A 19547-nucleotide genomic window follows, 5' to 3' on the forward strand; every position below is an offset into this window, starting at 1 on the left:
GTACTGCAGGGGGGACCCTGTGGGAGAGTAGGACGCCGCCGAACTCCTTTTGTGGGAGAGCCCCGTGCCCTTGTGGCACGGGGCTTTTCTGCGTTCACAGGGAGATGGAAAGCCCCTTTCCTTAAAAAAGGCTTGATACTTCATGGCGGTGGGTTGCGTCAGAGCCGCCCTGCGCTCTTGAGGGCGAGGTAGGCATCGGCGAGGGCAGGAGCGAGGTTGTCCGGAGCGGCGTCGACAACTACCGCGCCGTGGCGCTGGAGCTGCTCGGCGGTGCGGAGTCGCCTTGCTTGCGCCTGTGCCCCCGCGGCAGCTTCGTAGATCGCGTCCACCGTGCCTCTTCTACTCGCCATCTGTTCGACGTGTGGATCCGCCACCGATGCCACCAGCACGGTATGGCGCTGGGTCAGACGACGGAGCACAGGGAGTAGACCTTCTTCGACAGGGGCTGCCTCCAGGCCAGTGAGAAGCACGACGAGGGATCGACGAGGCGCTCCGGCGAGCACGGCAGCGGTGAGACCTCGGGCATCCGTCTCCACGAGTGCCGGTTCGATGGGAGCCAGGGCGTTCACCATGACCGACAGAACCTCCCCTGCGGACCGGCCCTGAACCTGTGCACGGACGCGGCGGTCGTAGGCGAGCAGATCCACGCGGTCGCCGGCACGAGTGGCCAGGGCCGTGAGCAGCAGGGCCGCGTCCAGAGAGGCATCGAGACGGGGCACGTCGCCGACACGCCCCGCCGAGGTACGGCCGGTGTCCAGGACGACGAGAATGTGACGGTCCCGTTCGGGACGCCATGTGCGTACTGCGACGGCGGACTGACGTGCGGTGGCTCGCCAGTCGATGGAGCGGGTGTCGTCGCCGGGCACATACGCCCGCAGGCTGTCGAATTCCGTGCCCTCGCCACGGGTGAGGACACTGGTGCGACCGTCGAGCTCGCGGAGTCTGGCGAGGCGGGACGGCAGATGCTTCCGACTGGTGAAGGGAGGCAGGACCCGAACCGTCCACGGGACCTGGTGATTCCCTTGCCGAGCGGCAAGCCCAAGAGGGCCGAACGAGCGGACGGTGACGCGTTCGGCGCGGCGGTCACCGCGCCGTGTCGGTCTCAGGAAGGTGGTCAGCCGGCGACGTTCGCCGGCCGGGACCGAAAGTGTGTGTCGTGAGGAAGCCTGGTCCGTGCCGATGGGCCAGCTGCTGGGAGGCCAGGCGTCGCGAAGGTGTGCCCGCAGCTTGCGACGGGAAGGATTGGTTACGGTGAGTTGCACTTCGGCGGTTTCGCCGAGTCGAACGCTTGTATCACCAGATCGGGTGAACTGAAGCGTTCGCACTGGTGCTGCCAGGGCGTAGTCACACAGAATTGCCAATGAGAGCGGTGCATTGACTGCCAGCATTCCGGTCCAGCTGGGAGCCAGGATGCCTACAGGGAGTGACCCCAGGGCGGCCAGCAAGGCGGTACGTCCAGTGAGGGCCACGGTCACCGCCTCATCGGGGTACGGGGACGTGGGCGAGCACGGCTGTGATGACGGAGTCGGGGGTGACACCCTCCATCTCTGCCTCGGGCCGCAGCTGGATGCGATGACGAAGCGTGGGGAGTGCCAGGGCTTTTACGTCATCCGGAATGACGTAGTCACGGCCGGTGAGCCAGGCCCAGGCACGGGCGGTCGACAGCAGGGCGGTGGCGCCTCGGGGAGAGACGCCGAGGGACAGCGAGGGGGATTCACGCGTGGCACGGCAGATATCGACGACGTAGCCGGCGATCTCGGGAGAGACCTTGATTCGGGCGACTGCGTTGCGGGCGGCCTCCAGATCGGCCGGGCCGGCGACGGGGCGTATGCCGACTGACTTGAGGTCACGTGGATTGAAGCCCTCGGAATGACGGGTGAGGACGTTGATCTCCTCTTCCCGCGAGGGCAGGGGCACCGTCAGTTTGAGGAGAAACCGGTCCAGTTGGGCTTCGGGGAGAGGGTAGGTGCCCTCGTACTCGACGGGATTCTGTGTGGCGGCAACGAGGAAGGGGTCGGGTAGCTGCCGAGGGATCCCATCGACGGTGACCTGGCGTTCTTCCATGGCCTCCAGGAGGGAGGACTGAGTCTTGGGGGGTGTGCGGTTGATCTCGTCGGCGAGAAGCAGATTGGTGAAGACGGGGCCGGGCTGGAAGGAGAACTCGGCCGTGCGGGCGTCGTAGACCAGCGAGCCGGTGACGTCGCTGGGCATCAGGTCGGGGGTGAACTGGACGCGCTTGGTGTCGAGTTCGAGTGAGGCGGCGAGTGCTCGGACCAAGAGGGTCTTGGCTACTCCGGGGACGCCTTCGAGGAGGACGTGGCCCCGGCAGAGCAGCGCGACGACGAGTCCGGTGACGGCCGGGTCCTGACCGACCACGGCCTTGGCGATCTCTGAGCGCAGCGCTTCCAGGGATGCGCGGGCTGTGTCGCCGCTACCGAGTGGCTCGGTGGTCTCGGCGGGCACTGGGGGCGGGGCGCTCATGACGTGCGTACCTCTCTTTCGAGGGTGTCGAGTTGGTCTGCGAGTTGAACGAGAGCGGCATCGTTGGACGGGGCGGGTCCGAAGAGCAGTGTCTGGATGCTGTCGTCAGTGCTGTTCAGGCGGGTGGAGACGGCAGGGGTGAGTGTTGAGGGGGCGTGGGCGTCGCGTGGGGAGACGCCGATGAGCGGGGCGATGCGGACGCGGGTGGCGGAGCGCAGTGAGTCGGCGGCCCGGTCGCGGGCGTTTGCCTTGCGGTAGAGGCGGGCCCGGCCCTCGGTGGATTCAGAGGCGCGGATGGCCACGGGCAGTCGCTCGGTCACCAAGGGGCCGAGACGGCGAGCGCGCCAGACGGCGGCGACGACGGCGGCCAGTGCGAGTTGCAGCGTGCCCCACAACCAGCCCCGGGGGATCAAGTCGGCAAAGCTGCGGTTGTCAGAGGTGCCGTCACCACCGGTGCCCCCGTCCTCGGCGGCGGCCGATGTATCAGCGAGCGAGGGGAGGTACCAGATCAGATGAGGGCGGGAACCGAGAAGTTGCAGGGCCAGGGATGCGTTGCCCTGGTTGGCGAGTCTGTCGTTGTGGAGAAGGTCGGGGGAACCGAGGAGCACGGTGTCGCCCGCGCCCTGTTCGACCAGGAGCACGGTAGGCAGGCCACCGCTCGGGAAGCAGCCGACGGCGTCGGGTCCGTAGGAGGCGTAGCGGAAGCCTCCTGTTTCGACATCGCCGGCGCTACGGGCGGCGGGCAGGGAGCATTCGGGGGCGCGGGGGGCTACCGGTCCGGCGGACTCTGCCGTGACACCTGGCACCAGCGTGCGCACGGAGGGCGGACCCGGTGCGAGCAGGACGGTGCGACCGGCCGCGTTGTCGGTCGCGGCACGGAGTTCGCTCTGCTGGCGCGGTGCCAGCAGATTGGGGGAGGCGACGAGCAACGTGGTGTCGGGACCGAGCTTGGCCGTGGCGTTGTCGAGCGTGGTGACCACGTGGACGGAGACGCCGCGTTCCTTGAGGAGCTCGGCAACGGCCCGGCTGCCGTAGCGGTCGGCGGAGCGTGGATCGAGGCGGCCGTGCTGGTCGCCGGAGCGGACAGTTGCCAGGGCGATTCCGGCGACGACGAGTACCAGAAGGGCGAGGAGCAGACCGCGGACGCGGACCCAGATCTGGTGAGGGGTGAGGGCCGACGAGGTGGGGGTGGCGGTGACCTCGGTCATTCGGCTGCTCCCTGGGCCGCAGCGGTGAGGAGAGGCTTGGCGGCTTCGAGATCGAGGTCCAGAGCTCGTACGGCCAGATATGCCTGCTTGCCGGCGGTGCGGCCGCCGTATGTGACGTCGTCGAATTCTCTGGCGGCGGCGTGGAGCCGTGTTGCGTGTGCGGGCAGGGGGCGGCCCGCTTCGGCGGCGGCCTCGTCGGCGGTGCGCCCCGGGCGGGGGTCGAGCAGGGCACGCTCTTCCAGGGAGCGGACGATGGCACGCATCCGTTCCTGGACCGCCTCGTTCCAGCATCGGGCGGCGGCGTGTGCCTCGGCGGCCTTGCGGTGCTCGGCCGCGCTGCGGGGGCTGTCGTCGAAAAGCGCGTCCGCGGAGCGCACGGTGCGGCGCGGGGTGCCCAGCCGCCACCAGAGTGCGGCGACCAGACCAATGACGAGCAGTACGAGCACGATCAGGCCGAGCGGCCCACCCGGCGCGGCGCCGGAGGCCGCGTCCAGGAGGCCGCCGATCCAATCCCAGAGCCGGTCGAGGCCCTGCTGGAGCAGGTTGGGATCGTTCTCGTGGTACATCGGTTCGGACAGTTCGTGCTTCGCTGCCTCGCGGGCGGGGACACGTGGAGTGTCCACGGGTATGTCGCCGCTCGCATGGATCAGTGCCCGTGCTGCTGTGGTGCCCCCCGCCCCCGACACGGCATCAGCTCCTGGTGTCGTATCCGGGCAGGCCTGCTGCCTGGGCGAGTTCGAGGTCGAGTGCCTCGCGGCGGATGCGCTGGTCGATGTAGAGCAGTGCCATCACGCCGGCGGAGAGCGGGTACGTGATCGTCGCGATGATCACCTCGCCGATGCCGGAGACGATCAGGAAGGGCCAGCCGAAGTCCGCGGAGCCGCTCGTGAGGGCGGAGCCGATTCCTTCGCCGTCCACGGCCACCGCGATGACACCGAACGGGATGGCGACGATCAAGGCCACGATGAACGTCAGCAGCCAGGTCAGCGCCAGGACGCCGAAGGTCCGCCACCAGGCGCCCCGGACGAGCTTCGCGGAGCGGCGCATGGAGGTCGTGATCGACTGCCGCTCCAGCATCAGGGCCGGCGGAGCGAGGCAGAAGCGGACCATCAGCCAGATGACGACGACGAACGCGGCCATGAAGCCGACGAGGGCGAGTCCGGCACCCGCGGCGGAGCCGATGAGCATGCCCGGCAGCAGGCCCACCGCCATGATGGCGGCGCTGATCAGGGCCAGCAGCAGGGTCAGCCCCAGCAACTGAGGAAGCCGGGGCCGAGCCTCGGCCCAGGCGTCGGAGAGCGTCACGGGACGGCCCAGCACCGAACGGCTGATCACCACGGTCAGCACGGATGTCGTGATCAGCGTGGCGATCATGGTGATCAGCATGGACGGCACGCTGTTGAACACGGTCGACTGGGCCGAGTCCGCGGCCTGCCGCAGCGCTTCCGGGCCGGTGGCGTTCGGATCGATCTGCGCAGGTTCCGGCAGCAGGAAACGTTCCACGAGGATGATCGCGACCTGGGCGATCACGGACACGGTGAGTGTGATGCCGAGGACCGTGCGCCAGTGCGCGCGCATTGTGGAGACCGCACCATCGAGGATCTCGCCGACGCCGAGAGGCCGGAGCGGGATGACACCGGGCTTGGCCGCGAGGGGCGGCTGTCCCCAGCCGGATCCGTGAGGCCCGCCGCCCCAGCCCGCGGTGGGGGGCGGTGCGCCAGGACCTGTGCCGGGAGCGCTCGGTGGGGACCACTGCCCTGCGGGCGGCTGCGTGGAGGACCAGTTCCCTGCCGGGCCGCTGCCGTCGACAGGCTCGGAGGGCCGGGGGACATCGGCGCCCTGCCCCTCGGAGGGGGCAGATCCGGGCGAGGCCCAGCCCGGAGTGTCATTCATTCTCGCTCCTTCATGGTCCTGTCCGCTCATCGGCGCGGCAGGTTGGCAGCCATCGTGCCACGCGTTGCTCCGCTATGGGCTGGGCGTTCCATCTCCTTCGTGCCTTCATTTGTGGGCGGCTCACCGGGCAGACTGGGCGGATGGCTGATCAGGACGCGCAATCGGCGGTGGGCATCGAGCCTCCCTCGCTTCCCGTACTTCGCTGGGCCGAGCCTCCGGAAGGTCCCGCGCTGGTGCTTCTCGACCAGACGCGGTTGCCGGCGGAGGAGGCCGAGTTCGTGTGCACCGATGTGCCCGCTCTGGTGCGGGCGATCCGGACGCTCGCGGTGCGGGGCGCCCCGTTGCTGGGTATCGCGGGTGCCTATGGAGTGGCGCTCGCGGCAGTGCGGGGGGACGACGTGGCGGCGGCCGCGGAGCTGCTGGAGCGGTCGCGGCCCACCGCGGTGAATCTCGGTTACGGGGTGAGGCGGGCCGCCGGGGCGTATGCGGAGGCCATCGGGAATGGGGCGGATCCGGAGCGGGCCGCGGCGGTGGCCCTGGCGGAGGCCAGGGCGCTGCACCGGGAGGACGCCGAGGCCAGTGGGCGCATGGCGCGGTACGGCCTTGCCCTGTTGGACGAGCTGCTGCCCGGTGGCGGTGAGCATCGCCTGCTGACGCACTGCAACACCGGGGCGCTCGTCTCCGGCGGTGAGGGCACTGCCTTCGCGGTGGCGCTCGGGGCGCACCGGGAGGGGCGGCTACGGCGGTTGTGGGTGGACGAGACACGTCCGCTGCTCCAGGGGGCTCGGCTGACGGCGTACGAGGCGGCGCGCAACGCAATGCCGTACAGCCTGCTCACGGACAACGCCGCAGGGTCGCTGTTCGCAGCGGGGGAGGTGGATGCCGTGCTCATCGGGGCGGACCGCGTCGCCGCCGACGGGTCGGTGGCGAACAAGGTGGGGAGCTATCCGCTGGCGGTGCTCGCGAAGTACCACCACGTACCGTTCATCGTGGTCGCGCCGACCACGACCGTGGATCTGGACACCGTGGACGGGGCGTCGATCGTCGTTGAGCAGCGGCCGGGCATGGAAGTGACGGAGTTCACATCGCCACAGGTCGGGGTGGTGGGGGCGGCTTCCGGCGGACTGCTCGTGGCACCGGCGGGAACCACCGCGTACAACCCCGCGTTCGACGTCACGCCGCCGGAGCTGGTCACGGCGCTCGTCACGGAAGAGGGCGCGATCTCCCCGGTCACGGGGGTCGGGCTGGCAGAGCTGTGTGCCAGATCATCGCAGGTAACGATTAGCTAATGGGATGATGTCGATTATGAAGGGACGCGTCCTTGTCGTCGACGACGACACCGCACTGGCCGAGATGCTCGGGATTGTGCTGCGTGGTGAGGGGTTCGAGCCGTCGTTCGTAGCGGACGGCGACAAGGCACTTGCCGCATTTCGTGAGGCCAAGCCGGACCTGGTCCTGCTGGATCTCATGCTGCCCGGAAGGGACGGCATCGAGGTCTGCAGGCTGATCAGGGCCGAGTCGGGTGTGCCGATCGTCATGCTCACTGCCAAGAGCGACACGGTTGACGTGGTGGTGGGTCTGGAGTCCGGGGCCGACGACTACATCGTCAAGCCGTTCAAACCCAAGGAGTTGGTTGCCCGGATCAGAGCACGTCTGCGCAGGTCCGAGGAACCGGCGCCGGAGCAGCTGGCCATCGGGGACCTGGTCATCGATGTGGCCGGTCACTCGGTGAAGCGGGAGGGGCAGTCGATCGCCCTCACCCCGCTGGAGTTCGACCTGCTGGTCGCGCTCGCTCGTAAGCCGTGGCAGGTCTTCACCCGTGAGGTGCTGCTTGAGCAGGTGTGGGGATACCGCCATGCCGCCGACACCCGGCTGGTGAATGTGCATGTCCAGCGACTGCGCTCCAAGGTCGAGAAGGACCCGGAGCGGCCGGAGATCGTGGTGACCGTCCGAGGGGTCGGTTACAAGGCCGGACCGAGCTGACATGTCCCCGAGTAGCGCTGCTCCGCAGCCCGGCAAGCCGGGAGCCCGTGCGGAGCGGGCTGCCGGTCCGGGACACAGGGCGTTCCGAACCGGGCGCTTTCTGCAGGGCGGCCGGTTGTTTTACGACCGGGCGCCCGGCGGACCTGTGCCGCGATTGCTCATGCGGTGGGTACGGCGTCCGCTGCTGCCTGCCGTACGGCTCTGGCGGCGCAACCTTCAGCTGAGGGTTGTCGCGGGCACACTGCTCATGTCGCTCGGTGTGGTGCTGCTGCTCGGGCTGGTCGTGATCGGGCAGGTGCGCAACGGACTGCTCGACGCCAAGAGCAAGGCCGCTCAGACACAGGCGGCCGGCGGTTTCGCCGCTGCGCAGGAGAAGGCGAACGCTCCGCTCACCCCAGGTGGTCAGGGCGGCGACACGACGGACGGCACCACTGCCAACAACTCCTGGCGGACCGAACTCGTCGATCAGCTCGCCAGCGGCGGGAAGAACGCCTTCAACGTGGTGGCGCTCAGCGCCGACGAGGGAACGCGTGCCCCGCGCGGCTCGGGCAGCGTGGAGGCGGTGAGCGTCCCGCAGAGCCTGCGGGACGCCGTGAACAAGGGGCCCGGGGCGTACCAGACGTACTCCGAGATCCAGTACGCGAACGGGCAGGATCCGCAGCCCGGGCTTGTCGTGGGAAAGCGGCTCTACGACATCGACCACAATCCGTACCAGCTCTACTACCTCTTCCCGCTGACGCAGGAGGAGAAGTCGCTGACGCTGATCAAGGGCACGCTGGCGACCGCGGGGCTTTTCGTGGTCGTGCTGCTCGGGGCCATCTCCTGGTTCGTGGTGAGGCAGGTCGTGACGCCCGTACGCATGGCCGCCGGCATCGCCGAGCGGCTTTCCGCCGGCAGGCTCCAGGAACGGATGAAGGTCACCGGCGAGGACGACATCGCCCGGCTCGGTGAGGCATTCAACAAGATGGCGCAGAACCTGCAGCTGAAGATCCAGCAGCTGGAGGAACTCTCCCGGATGCAGCGGCGCTTCGTCTCCGATGTCTCCCACGAGCTGAGGACGCCGCTGACGACCGTACGGATGGCCGCCGATGTCATCCACGAGGCCCGAAGTGACTTCGACCCGGTGACGGCGCGCTCGGCGGAACTGCTCGGGGACCAGCTCGACCGGTTCGAGTCGCTGCTCTCCGATCTGCTGGAGATCAGCCGGTTCGACGCGGGTGCCGCGGCGCTGGAGGCGGAGCCGATAGATCTGCGACAGGTCGTACGGCGGGTGATCGGCGGGGCCGAGCCGCTGGCCGAGCGCAAGGGCACCCGGATCCGGGTGGTCGGCGACGAGCAGCCGGTGATCGCGGAGGCCGACGCGCGGCGCATCGAGCGTGTCCTGCGCAACCTTGTGGTCAACGCCGTCGAACACGGTGAGGGCCGGGATGTCGTGGTGCGGATGGGGGTGGCCGGAGGCGCGGTCGCCGTGGCCGTCCGGGACTACGGAGTGGGGCTCAAGCCGGGCGAGGCGACGCGAGTGTTCAACCGATTCTGGCGGGCGGACCCGGCTCGTGCGCGGACGACCGGTGGTACCGGCCTCGGGCTCTCCATCGCGGTCGAGGACGCCCGGCTGCACGGCGGGTGGCTGCAGGCGTGGGGCGAGCCCGGTGGTGGTTCGCAGTTCCGGCTGACTCTGCCGCGTACGGCGGACGAGCCGCTGCGCGGATCGCCGATACCGCTGGAACCCGAGGACTCCCGTCGCAACCGGGAGAGTCGTGAGCGGGCCTCGGCCGCTCCGAAGACCGGGAGCGAGCACCGGCTGACGGCGGTGCCGACCCAGCCCGGCGGCAGCGACCGGCCCGCACTGCCCGTGACGCCCCGTGCGTCCGTGGCTCCGCGGACGGCGCCGGCCTCGGTGCATCCGGCGGCTCTTCCGGGGAGCGGCGCACGGGTGGTCGCGCGCCCTGCCGAGGACCGGCCGGGCGGCGAATTGGACACTGGGGCGCAGAGCCCGGAGCGGGGGGACACGAATCGTGGGCACTGACCGTCGCAGGGACGGCCGTGGGCGGGTGCTGGGGCTCGTCGCGCTGCTCGGATGCGGCACGGTGCTGCTGTCCGCGTGCGGCTCGATGCCCGTCACCGGGGACGTCAAGGCCGTCGACGCCTCGCAGCCCGGCGATTCCCAGGTGCAGGTGTACGCCGTCGCGCCGCGTGACAACGCCACGCCCAACGAGGTGGTCGACGGCTTCCTGGAGTCCATGACCAGTGATGACCCGCGCTTCAGGACGACTCGTCAGTACCTGACAAAGAAGGCGGCCGAGACGTGGAAGCCGAACGCGTTCACCACCGTGCTCACCAAGGCGCCGAACAGGAGCGACCGCCCTCTGCGCGACAGCGACCGCAACATCACCGAGGTCACCTACACCCTGACCGGTGAGAAGGTGGCGACGGTCGACGCCCAGAGTGCCTATCAGCCGCTCGCGCCCACCGACTACAACCAGACCCTGCACCTGGTGAAGGAGAACGGGCCGGACGGCAAGGAATGGCGGATCGACCTCGTGCCGGACGGTCTTCTGCTCGGGCAGTCCGACTTCAGGCGCCTCTACCGCTCCGTCAACAAGTACTACTTCGCGACGGGTCGGTCCGACCTGCAGCCGACCCTGGTCGCCGACCCCGTCTATCTCCGCAGCCGGACGGACCCCGTCACGGGGATGGACACCGTGACGCAGTCCGTGCGCAGCCTCCTTGCGGGGCCGACCAGTTGGCTGCGGCCGGTGGTCGAGTCCCGGTTCCCTCCCGGTACGGCGCTGAAGAAGGGGGTCACTTCGCTGGCACCCGACGACCGCAACGTACTCAAGGTCCCGCTCGACAAGAAGGCGGACGGCGTCGGGCAGCGTTCCTGCCGCATGATGGCTTCACAGATCCTCTACACCCTGAGGGACCTGACGTCCGCACGGGTGGAGCAGGTCGAGCTGCAGCGCTCCGACGGCTCCCCGTTGTGCCTGCTCGGGGCGGACCAAGCGGAGGAGTTCGCTCCTGACGATTCGTCAAGCGGTCCGGACAGCCAGTACTTCATCGACGACAAGGGGCATGTGGAACGAATTCCCGGCAGCACCAAGGGAAGTGGAGCCCCGGAGGAGGTGGCCGGTCCGTTCGGTGGCGGACCGGTGCAGATGGGCACGGTCGGTGTGGCCAGGGACGAGCAGTCGGCCGCGGCGGTCTCGCGCGACGGGGCGTCTCTCTATGTGTCGTCCATCGTCTCGGACGGCGAGCTTCCAGCGGCCTCGGTGACCAGTGGGGCACACGACGCGAAGAACCGTCTGTCGACACCGAGCTGGGACGGCCGGGGCGACCTGTGGGTGGCCGACCGGGATCCCGACAACACCAGACTGCTGCGACTGGCCGGTGGTACCGGCAAGCCGCAGGAGGTCGCCGTTCCCGATTTGGGCGGCGGGCGAATCGAGGCACTGCGCATGTCCGCGGACGGAGTGCGGATAGCCCTACTGGTGAACGAGGACAACCGCACCACGCTGAAGATCGGCCGGATCGAGAGGCGCGGGCCGGAGTCGGAGCAGCAGGTGTCGGTGGTGGAGCTGCGTCAGGCGGCGCCGCAGCTGACGGATGTGACTGCGATGTCGTGGTCGGGCCGCAGTCGCCTCGTCGTGGTCGGCAAGGAGCAGGGCGGCGTGCAGCAGATGCGGTATGTGCAGGCGGACGGTTCGACGTCCGCCTCGGGGGTGCTGCCCGGCGTGAACCAGGTGTCGTCGGTCGCGGCGGCGGACGACGAGCAGCTTCCGCTGATGGCGGCCACGTCCAGCGACGGGATCGTGAAGCTGTCGCCGGGCGACAACTGGCAGACGGTGGTCAAGGAAGGCTCGTCACTGGTCTATCCGGGCTGAGGCGCCGCAAGGCCCGTTCCGTGCTTTCCGCAGGGGTGGCCCGCTGTTTTCCACAGGGGTGGCCCGTTCGCGCCGGGAAGAGCACAGTGGAGTGATGCGGGGGTGGTGGCGGGAGATCTCCGGCCTGGTGCTGCCGATGTCCTGCGGCGGCTGCGGCAGGCCGCGCGTGGAGCTGTGCGAGGAATGCCGTGCGGAGCTCCACGGCGGGGTGCCACGCTGGGTGCGGCCAGCTCCGGAGCCCGTGGGCCTGCCGGTGGTGTACGCGGCCGCCGCGTACGAGAACGCGGTACGTGCCGCGCTGCTGGCCCACAAAGAGCGCGGTGAGCTGGGGCTGGCCGGGGTGCTCGGCAAGGCGCTGGCGGGGGCCGTACGGGCCGGGACGGGGCATGCGGGTGCTGCCGGCCCGCTGTTGCTCGTACCTGTGCCGTCGGCGCGGCGGGCGGTGGCGGCGCGGGGACATGATCCGACGCGCAGGATCGCGCTGGCCGCGGCGGGAGAGCTGAGGCGCGGCGGCATCCGGTCCCAGGTGGTCGCGGTGCTCCGGCAGCGGCGCGCGGTGGCCGATCAGGCGGGGCTGGGCGCCCGTCAGCGGCAGGCGAATCTGGCGGGGGCCCTGGAGGTCGTGTCCGGGGGCGAGCGGCTGCTGGCGGCCGGACGAGTGGTGCTGGTGGACGATCTGCTGACGACGGGAGCCTCGCTCGCCGAGGCGGCTCGGGCGGTGGGGGCGGCGTGCGGGCACGCGTGCGCTCCCGGCAGCGGGCAGGCGGCCGTTGTCGCAGTATCTCCCTCGGCCTTCGAAATAAACCGGAACTGTCAATGAACTTGCATCGTTGCAGGTAATGAGTGGCCAAAACAGCCCGACCGGAGGTACGCGCGAGTAGCGGGTGCCGACATCCGGCCAGGCAGGCTATGTTCGGTTGTGAGGAATGGTGAATGCCAAACCTCGATGAATGCACCACCAGGTTTCGGGCAGGCAACACACCAGTGGTTCAGAGGCTGGAAATTCGGTGGGGTGGCGACCTCACCGATGGGGGAGGAGGAGGTGGAAGTCACCGAGTCCGCGGCTCCGGTTGCCACCGGGGCCTGGTGCAAAAGGGAGATGCTCCGCCGCTGAGCGGAGTGATCCGGGAACGGAGTTCTGCGTGGACATCGTCGTCAAGGGCCGCAAGACCGAGGTGCCCGAGCGGTTCCGCAAGCACGTGGCCGAGAAGCTGAAGCTGGACAAGATCCAGAAGTTCGACGGCAAGGTGATCAGCCTCGACGTCGAGGTGTCCAAGGAGCCGAACCCCCGTCAGGCCGACCGTTCCGACCGGGTGGAGATCACGCTCCGCTCGCGCGGTCCGGTCATCCGGGCGGAAGCGGCCGCAGGCGACCCGTACGCAGCGCTGGACCTGGCCACCGGCAAGCTGGAGGCGCGGCTGCGCAAGCAGCATGACAAGCGCTACAGCCGCCGCGGCAATGGCCGGATTCCCGCTGCCGAGGTCGCTGAGACCGTGCCGGGTGCGGCGTCGTTCAACGGCGAGGGCGACCTGATCGCCAACGAGTCGGCCGAGTCCGTGCCCACCACCAGGTTCGGCTCGCTGGAGGTTCAGGGCGAGGGTCCGCTGGTGATGCGCGAGAAGACGCACGTCGCCGCGCCGATGTCGCTCGACCAGGCGCTCTACGAGATGGAGCTGGTCGGGCACGACTTCTATCTGTTCGTCGACTCCGAGACCAAGGAACCCAGTGTCGTTTACCGACGGCATGCCTATGACTACGGCGTCATCCACCTGAGGACCGACCCGCTGGCCGCCGACGAGGCGGGCGGCGCAGGCGGTGCGCTCGGCGGCTGATGCCACGCTTTCGCGGGTGCCCCTGGAGTGCCTGTGCGCCCCCAGGGGCACCCGCGTGCCACCACTGGATCACCGCTCTGTCGTCCAGGCATGGAATCATGGCGTCCCAAGCCAATCGGCGCTCTGTGAACTGCCGTTGGTGGACAGTGTGTGAACTTCAGGCCACGGCCTTCAGGGGGAGGAACGATGGCGGACGCCTTCGGGCCCATGCGCGATGCGAATGATTCCGGCGAGATCGCCGGAGCCCGCACCGGCGCGGACATGGACAGTGGTTTCCGCAAGGAACCGATCAGGGTCCTCGTGGTCGACGACCACGCGCTCTTCCGCAGAGGCCTGGAGATCGTCCTCGCCCAGGAGGAGGACATCCAGGTCGTCGGCGAGGCGGGTGACGGGTCGGAGGCGGTCGACAAGGCCGCCGATCTGCTCCCCGACATCGTGCTGATGGATGTACGGATGCCCAAGCGCGGCGGCATCGAGGCCTGTACATCCATCAAGGAGGTGGCCCCCAGCGCGAAGATCATCATGCTGACGATCAGCGACGAGGAGGCCGATCTCTACGACGCCATCAAGGCCGGCGCCACCGGCTATCTCCTCAAGGAGATCTCCACGGACGAGGTGGCCACCGCCATTCGCGCGGTCGCCGACGGGCAGTCCCAGATCAGCCCCTCCATGGCGTCCAAACTGCTCACCGAGTTCAAGTCGATGATCCAGCGGACCGACGAGCGCCGACTGGTGCCCGCGCCCCGGCTCACCGACCGGGAACTCGAAGTCCTCAAACTCGTTGCAACGGGCATGAACAATCGCGATATCGCGAAGGAACTGTTCATTTCCGAGAACACCGTGAAGAACCACGTCCGCAACATTCTGGAGAAGCTGCAGCTGCACTCCCGGATGGAAGCCGTGGTCTATGCCATGCGGGAGAAGATCCTGGAGATCAGGTGAGGGCGGGCGAACAAGGGCTCAGGCCAGGGCGCGGGCGATTTCCTGAGTGAGCGGTCCGCGAAGTTCCGGTGCGTCGACCCGCTCCAGCCGGACATCCGTACAGCCGACCCAGGACGCGGCTTCCACCAGCGCCTCGGCCATCGGCACCACGGCCTTCCTGCCGGCCAAGGACACCTGCCGGGCGACCAGCGTGCTGCCTTCGCGCGCCGGGTCGACGCGGCCCTGCAGCTTTCCGCCTGCCAGCAGCGGCATTGCGAAGTATCCGTGGACTCGCTTGGGCTTGGGGACGTAGGCCTCCAGGCGGTGGGTGAAACCGAAGATCCGCTCGGTGCGTGTCCGCTCCCAGACCAGTGAGTCGAACGGCGAAAGCAGTGTCGTACGATGCCGCCCGCGCGGCTCCGAGGCCAGCGCCGCCGGGTCCGCCCAGGCCGGTTTCGCCCAGCCCTGCACCGTCACCGGCACCAGTCCGGAGTCCGCCACCACCGCGTCGAACTGCTCGCCCTTCAGCCGGTGGTAGTCCGCGATGTCCGCCCGGGTGCCCACCCCCAGGGACTGTCCCGCGAGGGCGACCAGCCGCCGCAGGCACTCGGTGTCGTCCAGATCGTCGTGCAGCACGTCGTCGGGCAGGGCCCGCTCGGCGAGGTCGTACACCCGCTTCCAGCCGCGGCGCTCGGCGCACACGACCTCGCCGTACATCAGGGCGCGCTCGACGGCGACCTTCGACGCCGACCAGTCCCACCACTCCCCGCCGTTCTTCGCACCGCCCAGCTCCGTCGCCGTCAGCGGGCCCTCGGCGCGCAGCTGCTTGATCACCGTGTCGTACGCGCCGTCCGGCAGGTCGTGGTGCCAGTGCGGGCGCGAGCGGTAGGCGCGGCGGCGGAAGGCGAAGTGCGGCCACTCCTCGACCGGCAGGACGCAGGCCGCGTGCGACCAGTACTCGAAGCTGCGGCCGCCCGACCAGTACGCCTCCTCGACGGTGCGTCGGCCGACCGCGCCGAGGCGCGCGTACGGAATCAGCTCGTGCGATCGCGCGAGCACCGAGATCGTGTCGAGCTGTACGGCGCCGAGATGCCGCAGCACGCCGGGAACCCCGGCCCGGCGGTCCGGAGCGCCGAGGAAGCCCTGGGCGCGCAGAGTGATCCTGCGCGCCTGGTCGGCGGAGAGTTCAGCGGCGGGAGGCGGCACAGGCGTCATGCCTCGCACCCTAGAGGCAGCCACTGACATCGATACTCGTGCGCGAGTTCCAGTGGTCATGGCTCTGCCACTGACTGACGCCCTGCTGGGCCGTCATCCGGCCGGGGAGTCGCGGACCCCGTCAGGGGGCGGGCAGATAGGCATGGGTGCCCGGCAGGTCGAGATCGGAAGGAAGCAGCGCGCCGATCCAGGCGTCGCGCCGTACTCCCTTGTTGAACAGGCCCGACCGCTGTTCGCCCTCCATCCGGAATCCCGTACTCAGCGCCACGGCACGCGAAGGGATGTTCCCCACCTCGGCGCGCCACTCCAGCCGGTCACCGCCGAGTGCGGTGAAGGTCCAGCGGGCGGCGGTCAGCACCGCCTCCGTCGTGTAGCCGCGGCCCCGGTGCTCCTCGGCGGTCCAGAAGCCCACCTCGTACGTGCCCGGGAGATTGCGGCGGTCGATGCCGAGGGCACCGGTCAGGGCCCCGCTCTCGCGCAGGACCACCGCGAAGTTGTACATGGAGTCGTCGTGCCAGCCGTCGGGGCAGAGCTTCTTCACGAAGAGTTCTGCGTCGGCGCGGCTGTACGGGGAGGGCACCACCGTCCACCGCTGGATCTCCGGATCCTGACAGGCGGCGTGGATCGCGTCCGTGTCGCCGCCGGTGAAGGGGCGCAGCAGCAGACGGTCGCTGGTGAGGGTGATCGGCTCCATGTACGGATTCTGGTGAGGTGCCGCGCGGGAAGCGAACACTTTTCGGATTTCCCGGCACCTTCGGCGCTCTCCGGCCGTTGACTCGGGGGCACGGCGTGGCCGACGAGGTGGCAGCCCTCCCGGCACGGCGGGGTCCTCGCTTACGATGGCCGTTGCGGTGGGGCCCACCTGCCGTGCCCGCGCCAGAGTCCATAACACGACCCAGTGCCAGGCCCGACCGGCAAGGAGACCAGCCTCAGTGTCCGTCTTCAACAAGCTCATGCGTGCAGGCGAAGGCAAGATCCTGCGCAAACTGCACCGCATCGCGGACCAGGTCAGCTCCATCGAAGAGGACTTCGTCAACCTCTCCGACGCCGAGCTGCGGGCGCTCACCGACGAGTACAAGGAACGGTACGCGGACGGCGAGAGCCTGGACGACCTGCTCCCCGAGGCATTCGCGACCGTCCGTGAGGCCGCCAAGCGGGTCCTCGGACAGCGTCACTACGATGTCCAGATCATGGGCGGAGCAGCCCTGCACCTCGGCTATGTGGCCGAGATGAAGACCGGCGAGGGCAAGACCCTGGTCGGCACCCTGCCGGCCTATCTCAACGCGCTCTCCGGCAAGGGTGTGCACCTGATCACGGTCAACGACTACCTGGCCGAGCGCGACTCCGAACTGATGGGCCGGGTGCACAAGTTCCTCGGTCTGACCGTCGGCTGCATCATCGCCAACATGACGCCGGCCCAGCGCCGTGAGCAGTACGCCTGCGACATCACGTACGGCACGAACAACGAGTTCGGCTTCGACTACCTCCGCGACAACATGGCGTGGTCCGCGGACGAGCTCGTCCAGCGCGGCCATAACTTCGCCGTGGTCGACGAGGTCGACTCGATCCTCGTCGACGAGGCCCGTACGCCGCTGATCATCTCCGGCCCGGCCGACCAGGCCACCAAGTGGTACGGCGACTTCGCCAAGCTGGTCACGCGGCTGACCAAGGGCGAGGCGGGCAACCCGCTCAAGGGCATCGAGGAGACCGGCGACTACGAGGTCGACGAGAAGAAGCGGACCGTGGCCATCCACGAGTCCGGTGTCTCGAAGGTCGAGGACTGGCTCGGTATCGAGAACCTCTACGAGTCGGTGAACACCCCGCTCGTCGGGTACCTCAACAATGCGATCAAGGCCAAGGAACTCTTCAAGAAGGACAAGGACTACGTCGTCATCGACGGCGAAGTCATGATCGTCGACGAGCACACCGGCCGTATCCTCGCCGGCCGCCGCTACAACGAGGGCATGCACCAGGCGATCGAGGCGAAGGAAGGGGTGGACATCAAGGACGAGAACCAGACCCTCGCCACGATCACCCTGCAGAACTTCTTCCGCCTCTACGACAAGCTCTCCGGCATGACCGGTACGGCGATGACCGAGGCCGCCGAGTTCCACCAGATCTACAAGCTCGGTGTGGTGCCGATCCCGACCAACCGGCCGATGGTCCGTGCCGACCAGTCGGACCTGATCTACCGCACCGAGGTCGCGAAGTTCGCCGCAGTCGTCGACGACATCGCCGAGAAGCACGAGAAGGGTCAGCCGATCCTCGTCGGCACCACCTCGGTCGAGAAGTCCGAATACCTCTCGCAGCAGCTCTCCAAGCGAGGGGTCCACCACGAGGTCCTCAACGCCAAGCAGCACGACCGCGAGGCGACGATCGTCGCCCAGGCCGGCCGTAAGGGCGCGGTCACGGTCGCGACGAACATGGCCGGACGAGGCACCGACATCAAGCTCGGCGGCAACCCCGACGACCTCGCCGAGGCGGAGCTGCGCCAGCGCGGCCTCGACCCCGTCGAGCACATCGAGGAGTGGGCGGCCGCGCTGCCTGCCGCGCTGGAGAAGGCCGAGCAGGCCGTGAAGGCGGAATTCGAAGAGGTCAAGGAGCTCGGCGGGCTGTACGTCCTGGGCACGGAGCGGCACGAGTCGCGGCGTATCGACAACCAGCTGCGCGGTCGTTCCGGCCGTCAGGGCGACCCGGGCGAGTCCCGCTTCTACCTGTCGCTCGGCGACGACCTGATGCGGCTGTTCAAGGCGCAGATGGTCGAGCGCGTCATGTCGATGGCCAATGTGCCGGACGACGTGCCGATCGAGAACAAGATGGTGACGCGGGCGATCGCGTCGGCGCAGTCGCAGGTCGAGCAGCAGAACTTCGAGACGCGTAAGAACGTCCTGAAGTACGACGAGGTGCTCAACCGGCAGCGTGAGGTCATCTACGGCGAGCGTCGCCGGGTCCTGGAGGGTGAGGATCTGCAGGACCAGATCCGCCACTTCATGGACGACACGATCGACGACTACATCCGCCAGGAGACCGCTGAGGGCTTCGCGGAGGAGTGGGACCTGGACCGGCTGTGGGGCGCGTTCAAGCAGCTCTACCCGGTGAAGGTCACCGTCGACGAGCTGGAGGAGGCGGCCGGCGACCGGGCCGGGATCACTGCCGAGTTCATCGGCGAGTCCATCAAGGACGACATTCACGAGCAGTACGACGAGCGTGAGAAGCAGCTCGGCTCGGACATCATGCGTGAGCTGGAGCGGCGTGTGGTGCTGTCCGTCCTGGACCGCAAGTGGCGTGAGCACCTCTACGAGATGGACTACCTCCAGGAGGGCATCGGCCTCCGGGCCATGGCGCAGAAGGACCCGCTGGTCGAGTACCAGCGCGAGGGCTTCGACATGTTCAACGCCATGATGGAGGGCATCAAGGAAGAGTCCGTCGGCTATCTGTTCAACCTGGAGGTCCAGGTCGAGCAGCAGGTCGAGGAAGTGCCGGTGCAGGACGAGGCGGCCGAGCGGACCTCGCTGGCCAAGGAGGACACCGTGCCGGCGGCGCGTCCGGAGATCCGGGCCAAGGGGCTCGATGCTCCGCAGCGTCCGGACCGGCTGCACTTCTCCGCTCCCACGGTGGACGGGGAGGGCGGGGTCGTCGAGGGCGACTTCTCCAACGGGGACGGTGCGACCCGGTCCGGGTCCGAGTCCGACGGGCTGACCCGGGCGGAGCGGCGCAAGGCCCAGAAGAGTGGCGGGGGCGGGCGGCGCCGTAAGAAGTAGCCGGAGCGGTAGCGTCGGCGGTAGAGGGCGCGAGTGCCGGTGACGTCTTTGGACGTCGGTGCGGTGGTCGGGCTGTAGTCGGTTGTAGCCGGGGTCGGGCGCGTGGTTTGGGCGTCCGGCCCCGGTTTTTGGTTTATGGCCTGCGGCCTGTGGGGGTGGACTGTCGGCGAGGGGCCGGGATGGGCGAGCTTGTTCGGCGTGTGCGTGGTGGGTGGGCCGCTGCGCGGGGTCCTGCCCCCTCCCCGCCCCTTCCCGAAACCGGGGCTCTGCCCCGGACCCCGCTCCTCAATCGCCAGAGGGGCTGAGGGGGTGGGGCAGAGCCCCGGTTTCGGGAGGGGCAGTGGGGCCAGAGAAGACCGGTGCAGTCATGGA

Annotated in this window: 15 protein-coding genes; 8 read left to right on the plus strand and 7 right to left on the minus strand. The window is 68.9% G+C overall.

Annotated features, from left to right (window positions below; all coding sequences use genetic code 11):
- Nucleotides 1–158 precede the first annotated feature (158 nt).
- From ACWCQ6_RS30855 to ACWCQ6_RS30875, 5 genes are read right to left on the minus strand one after another with little or no spacing between them, the layout of a single operon-like run.
- On the minus strand, nt 159–1469 hold the full coding sequence (locus tag ACWCQ6_RS30855) for a DUF58 domain-containing protein (protein ID WP_451094823.1): 1311 nt from the start codon (nt 1467–1469) through the stop codon (nt 159–161).
- Nucleotides 1470–1479: 10 nt separating this feature from the next.
- Entirely contained in the window at nt 1480–2481 is a 1002-nt protein-coding gene (locus tag ACWCQ6_RS30860; protein WP_451094798.1) for an AAA family ATPase, read from the minus strand.
- Nucleotides 2478–3689, minus strand: coding sequence for a DUF4350 domain-containing protein (locus tag ACWCQ6_RS30865; protein WP_451094800.1), 1212 nt, complete (start codon nt 3687–3689; stop codon nt 2478–2480). The genes ACWCQ6_RS30860 and ACWCQ6_RS30865 overlap by 4 nt, the downstream gene beginning before the upstream one ends.
- Nucleotides 3686–4375: a DUF4129 domain-containing protein gene (locus ACWCQ6_RS30870; RefSeq protein WP_451094802.1), complete on the minus strand. Its 690-nt coding sequence runs from the start codon at nt 4373–4375 to the stop codon at nt 3686–3688. Before ACWCQ6_RS30870 ends, ACWCQ6_RS30865 begins: the two co-directional genes overlap by 4 nt.
- A 4-nt stretch (nt 4376–4379) precedes the next feature.
- Nucleotides 4380–5582 (minus strand): DUF7544 domain-containing protein, encoded by a 1203-nt coding sequence (locus ACWCQ6_RS30875; RefSeq protein WP_451094804.1) that lies wholly within the window; start codon nt 5580–5582, stop codon nt 4380–4382.
- Nucleotides 5583–5722: 140 nt separating this feature from the next.
- Between ACWCQ6_RS30875 and mtnA the strand changes: the two genes are divergently transcribed.
- The 7 genes from mtnA to ACWCQ6_RS30910 all read left to right on the plus strand — a co-directional run bounded on the left by mtnA (nt 5723) and on the right by ACWCQ6_RS30910 (nt 14220).
- Complete coding sequence (gene mtnA / locus ACWCQ6_RS30880; protein WP_451094806.1) at nt 5723–6871, plus strand: S-methyl-5-thioribose-1-phosphate isomerase; 1149 nt, start codon at nt 5723–5725, stop codon at nt 6869–6871.
- Nucleotides 6872–6875: 4 nt separating this feature from the next.
- Nucleotides 6876–7565 (plus strand): two-component system response regulator MtrA, encoded by a 690-nt coding sequence (gene mtrA / locus ACWCQ6_RS30885; protein WP_187438793.1) that lies wholly within the window; start codon nt 6876–6878, stop codon nt 7563–7565.
- Between the two features lies 1 nt (nt 7566).
- Complete coding sequence (gene mtrB, locus ACWCQ6_RS30890) at nt 7567–9591, plus strand: MtrAB system histidine kinase MtrB (RefSeq protein WP_451094808.1); 2025 nt, start codon at nt 7567–7569, stop codon at nt 9589–9591.
- Nucleotides 9581–11446: an LpqB family beta-propeller domain-containing protein gene (locus ACWCQ6_RS30895; RefSeq protein ID WP_451094810.1), complete on the plus strand. Its 1866-nt coding sequence runs from the start codon at nt 9581–9583 to the stop codon at nt 11444–11446. Before mtrB ends, ACWCQ6_RS30895 begins: the two co-directional genes overlap by 11 nt.
- A 94-nt stretch (nt 11447–11540) precedes the next feature.
- Nucleotides 11541–12266, plus strand: a complete 726-nt coding sequence (locus ACWCQ6_RS30900; RefSeq protein ID WP_451094812.1) for a ComF family protein — start codon at nt 11541–11543, stop codon at nt 12264–12266.
- Nucleotides 12267–12588: 322 nt separating this feature from the next.
- Nucleotides 12589–13278 carry a ribosome hibernation-promoting factor, HPF/YfiA family gene (hpf, locus tag ACWCQ6_RS30905; RefSeq protein WP_072489204.1) on the plus strand — a complete coding sequence of 230 codons (690 nt, stop codon included), beginning with the start codon at nt 12589–12591 and terminating at the stop codon, nt 13276–13278.
- A gap of 186 nt (nt 13279–13464) precedes the next feature.
- Complete coding sequence (locus ACWCQ6_RS30910) at nt 13465–14220, plus strand: response regulator (protein WP_451094815.1); 756 nt, start codon at nt 13465–13467, stop codon at nt 14218–14220.
- Nucleotides 14221–14238: 18 nt separating this feature from the next.
- On the opposite strand, the gene ACWCQ6_RS30915 is transcribed toward ACWCQ6_RS30910, so the two are convergent.
- Nucleotides 14239–15414, minus strand: coding sequence for a winged helix-turn-helix domain-containing protein (locus tag ACWCQ6_RS30915; protein ID WP_451094817.1), 1176 nt, complete (start codon nt 15412–15414; stop codon nt 14239–14241).
- Nucleotides 15415–15535: 121 nt separating this feature from the next.
- Nucleotides 15536–16108 (minus strand): GNAT family N-acetyltransferase, encoded by a 573-nt coding sequence (locus tag ACWCQ6_RS30920; protein ID WP_451094819.1) that lies wholly within the window; start codon nt 16106–16108, stop codon nt 15536–15538.
- A gap of 238 nt (nt 16109–16346) precedes the next feature.
- On the opposite strand from ACWCQ6_RS30920, the gene secA reads away from it, so the two are divergent.
- The gene (gene secA, locus ACWCQ6_RS30925; protein WP_451094821.1) at nt 16347–19175 is read left to right on the plus strand and encodes a preprotein translocase subunit SecA; all 2829 of its coding nucleotides are present in this window, start codon (nt 16347–16349) and stop codon (nt 19173–19175) included.
- Nucleotides 19176–19547: the final 372 nt, after the last annotated feature.

The sequence above is a fragment of the Streptomyces sp. NPDC001880 genome, assembly GCF_053594575.1.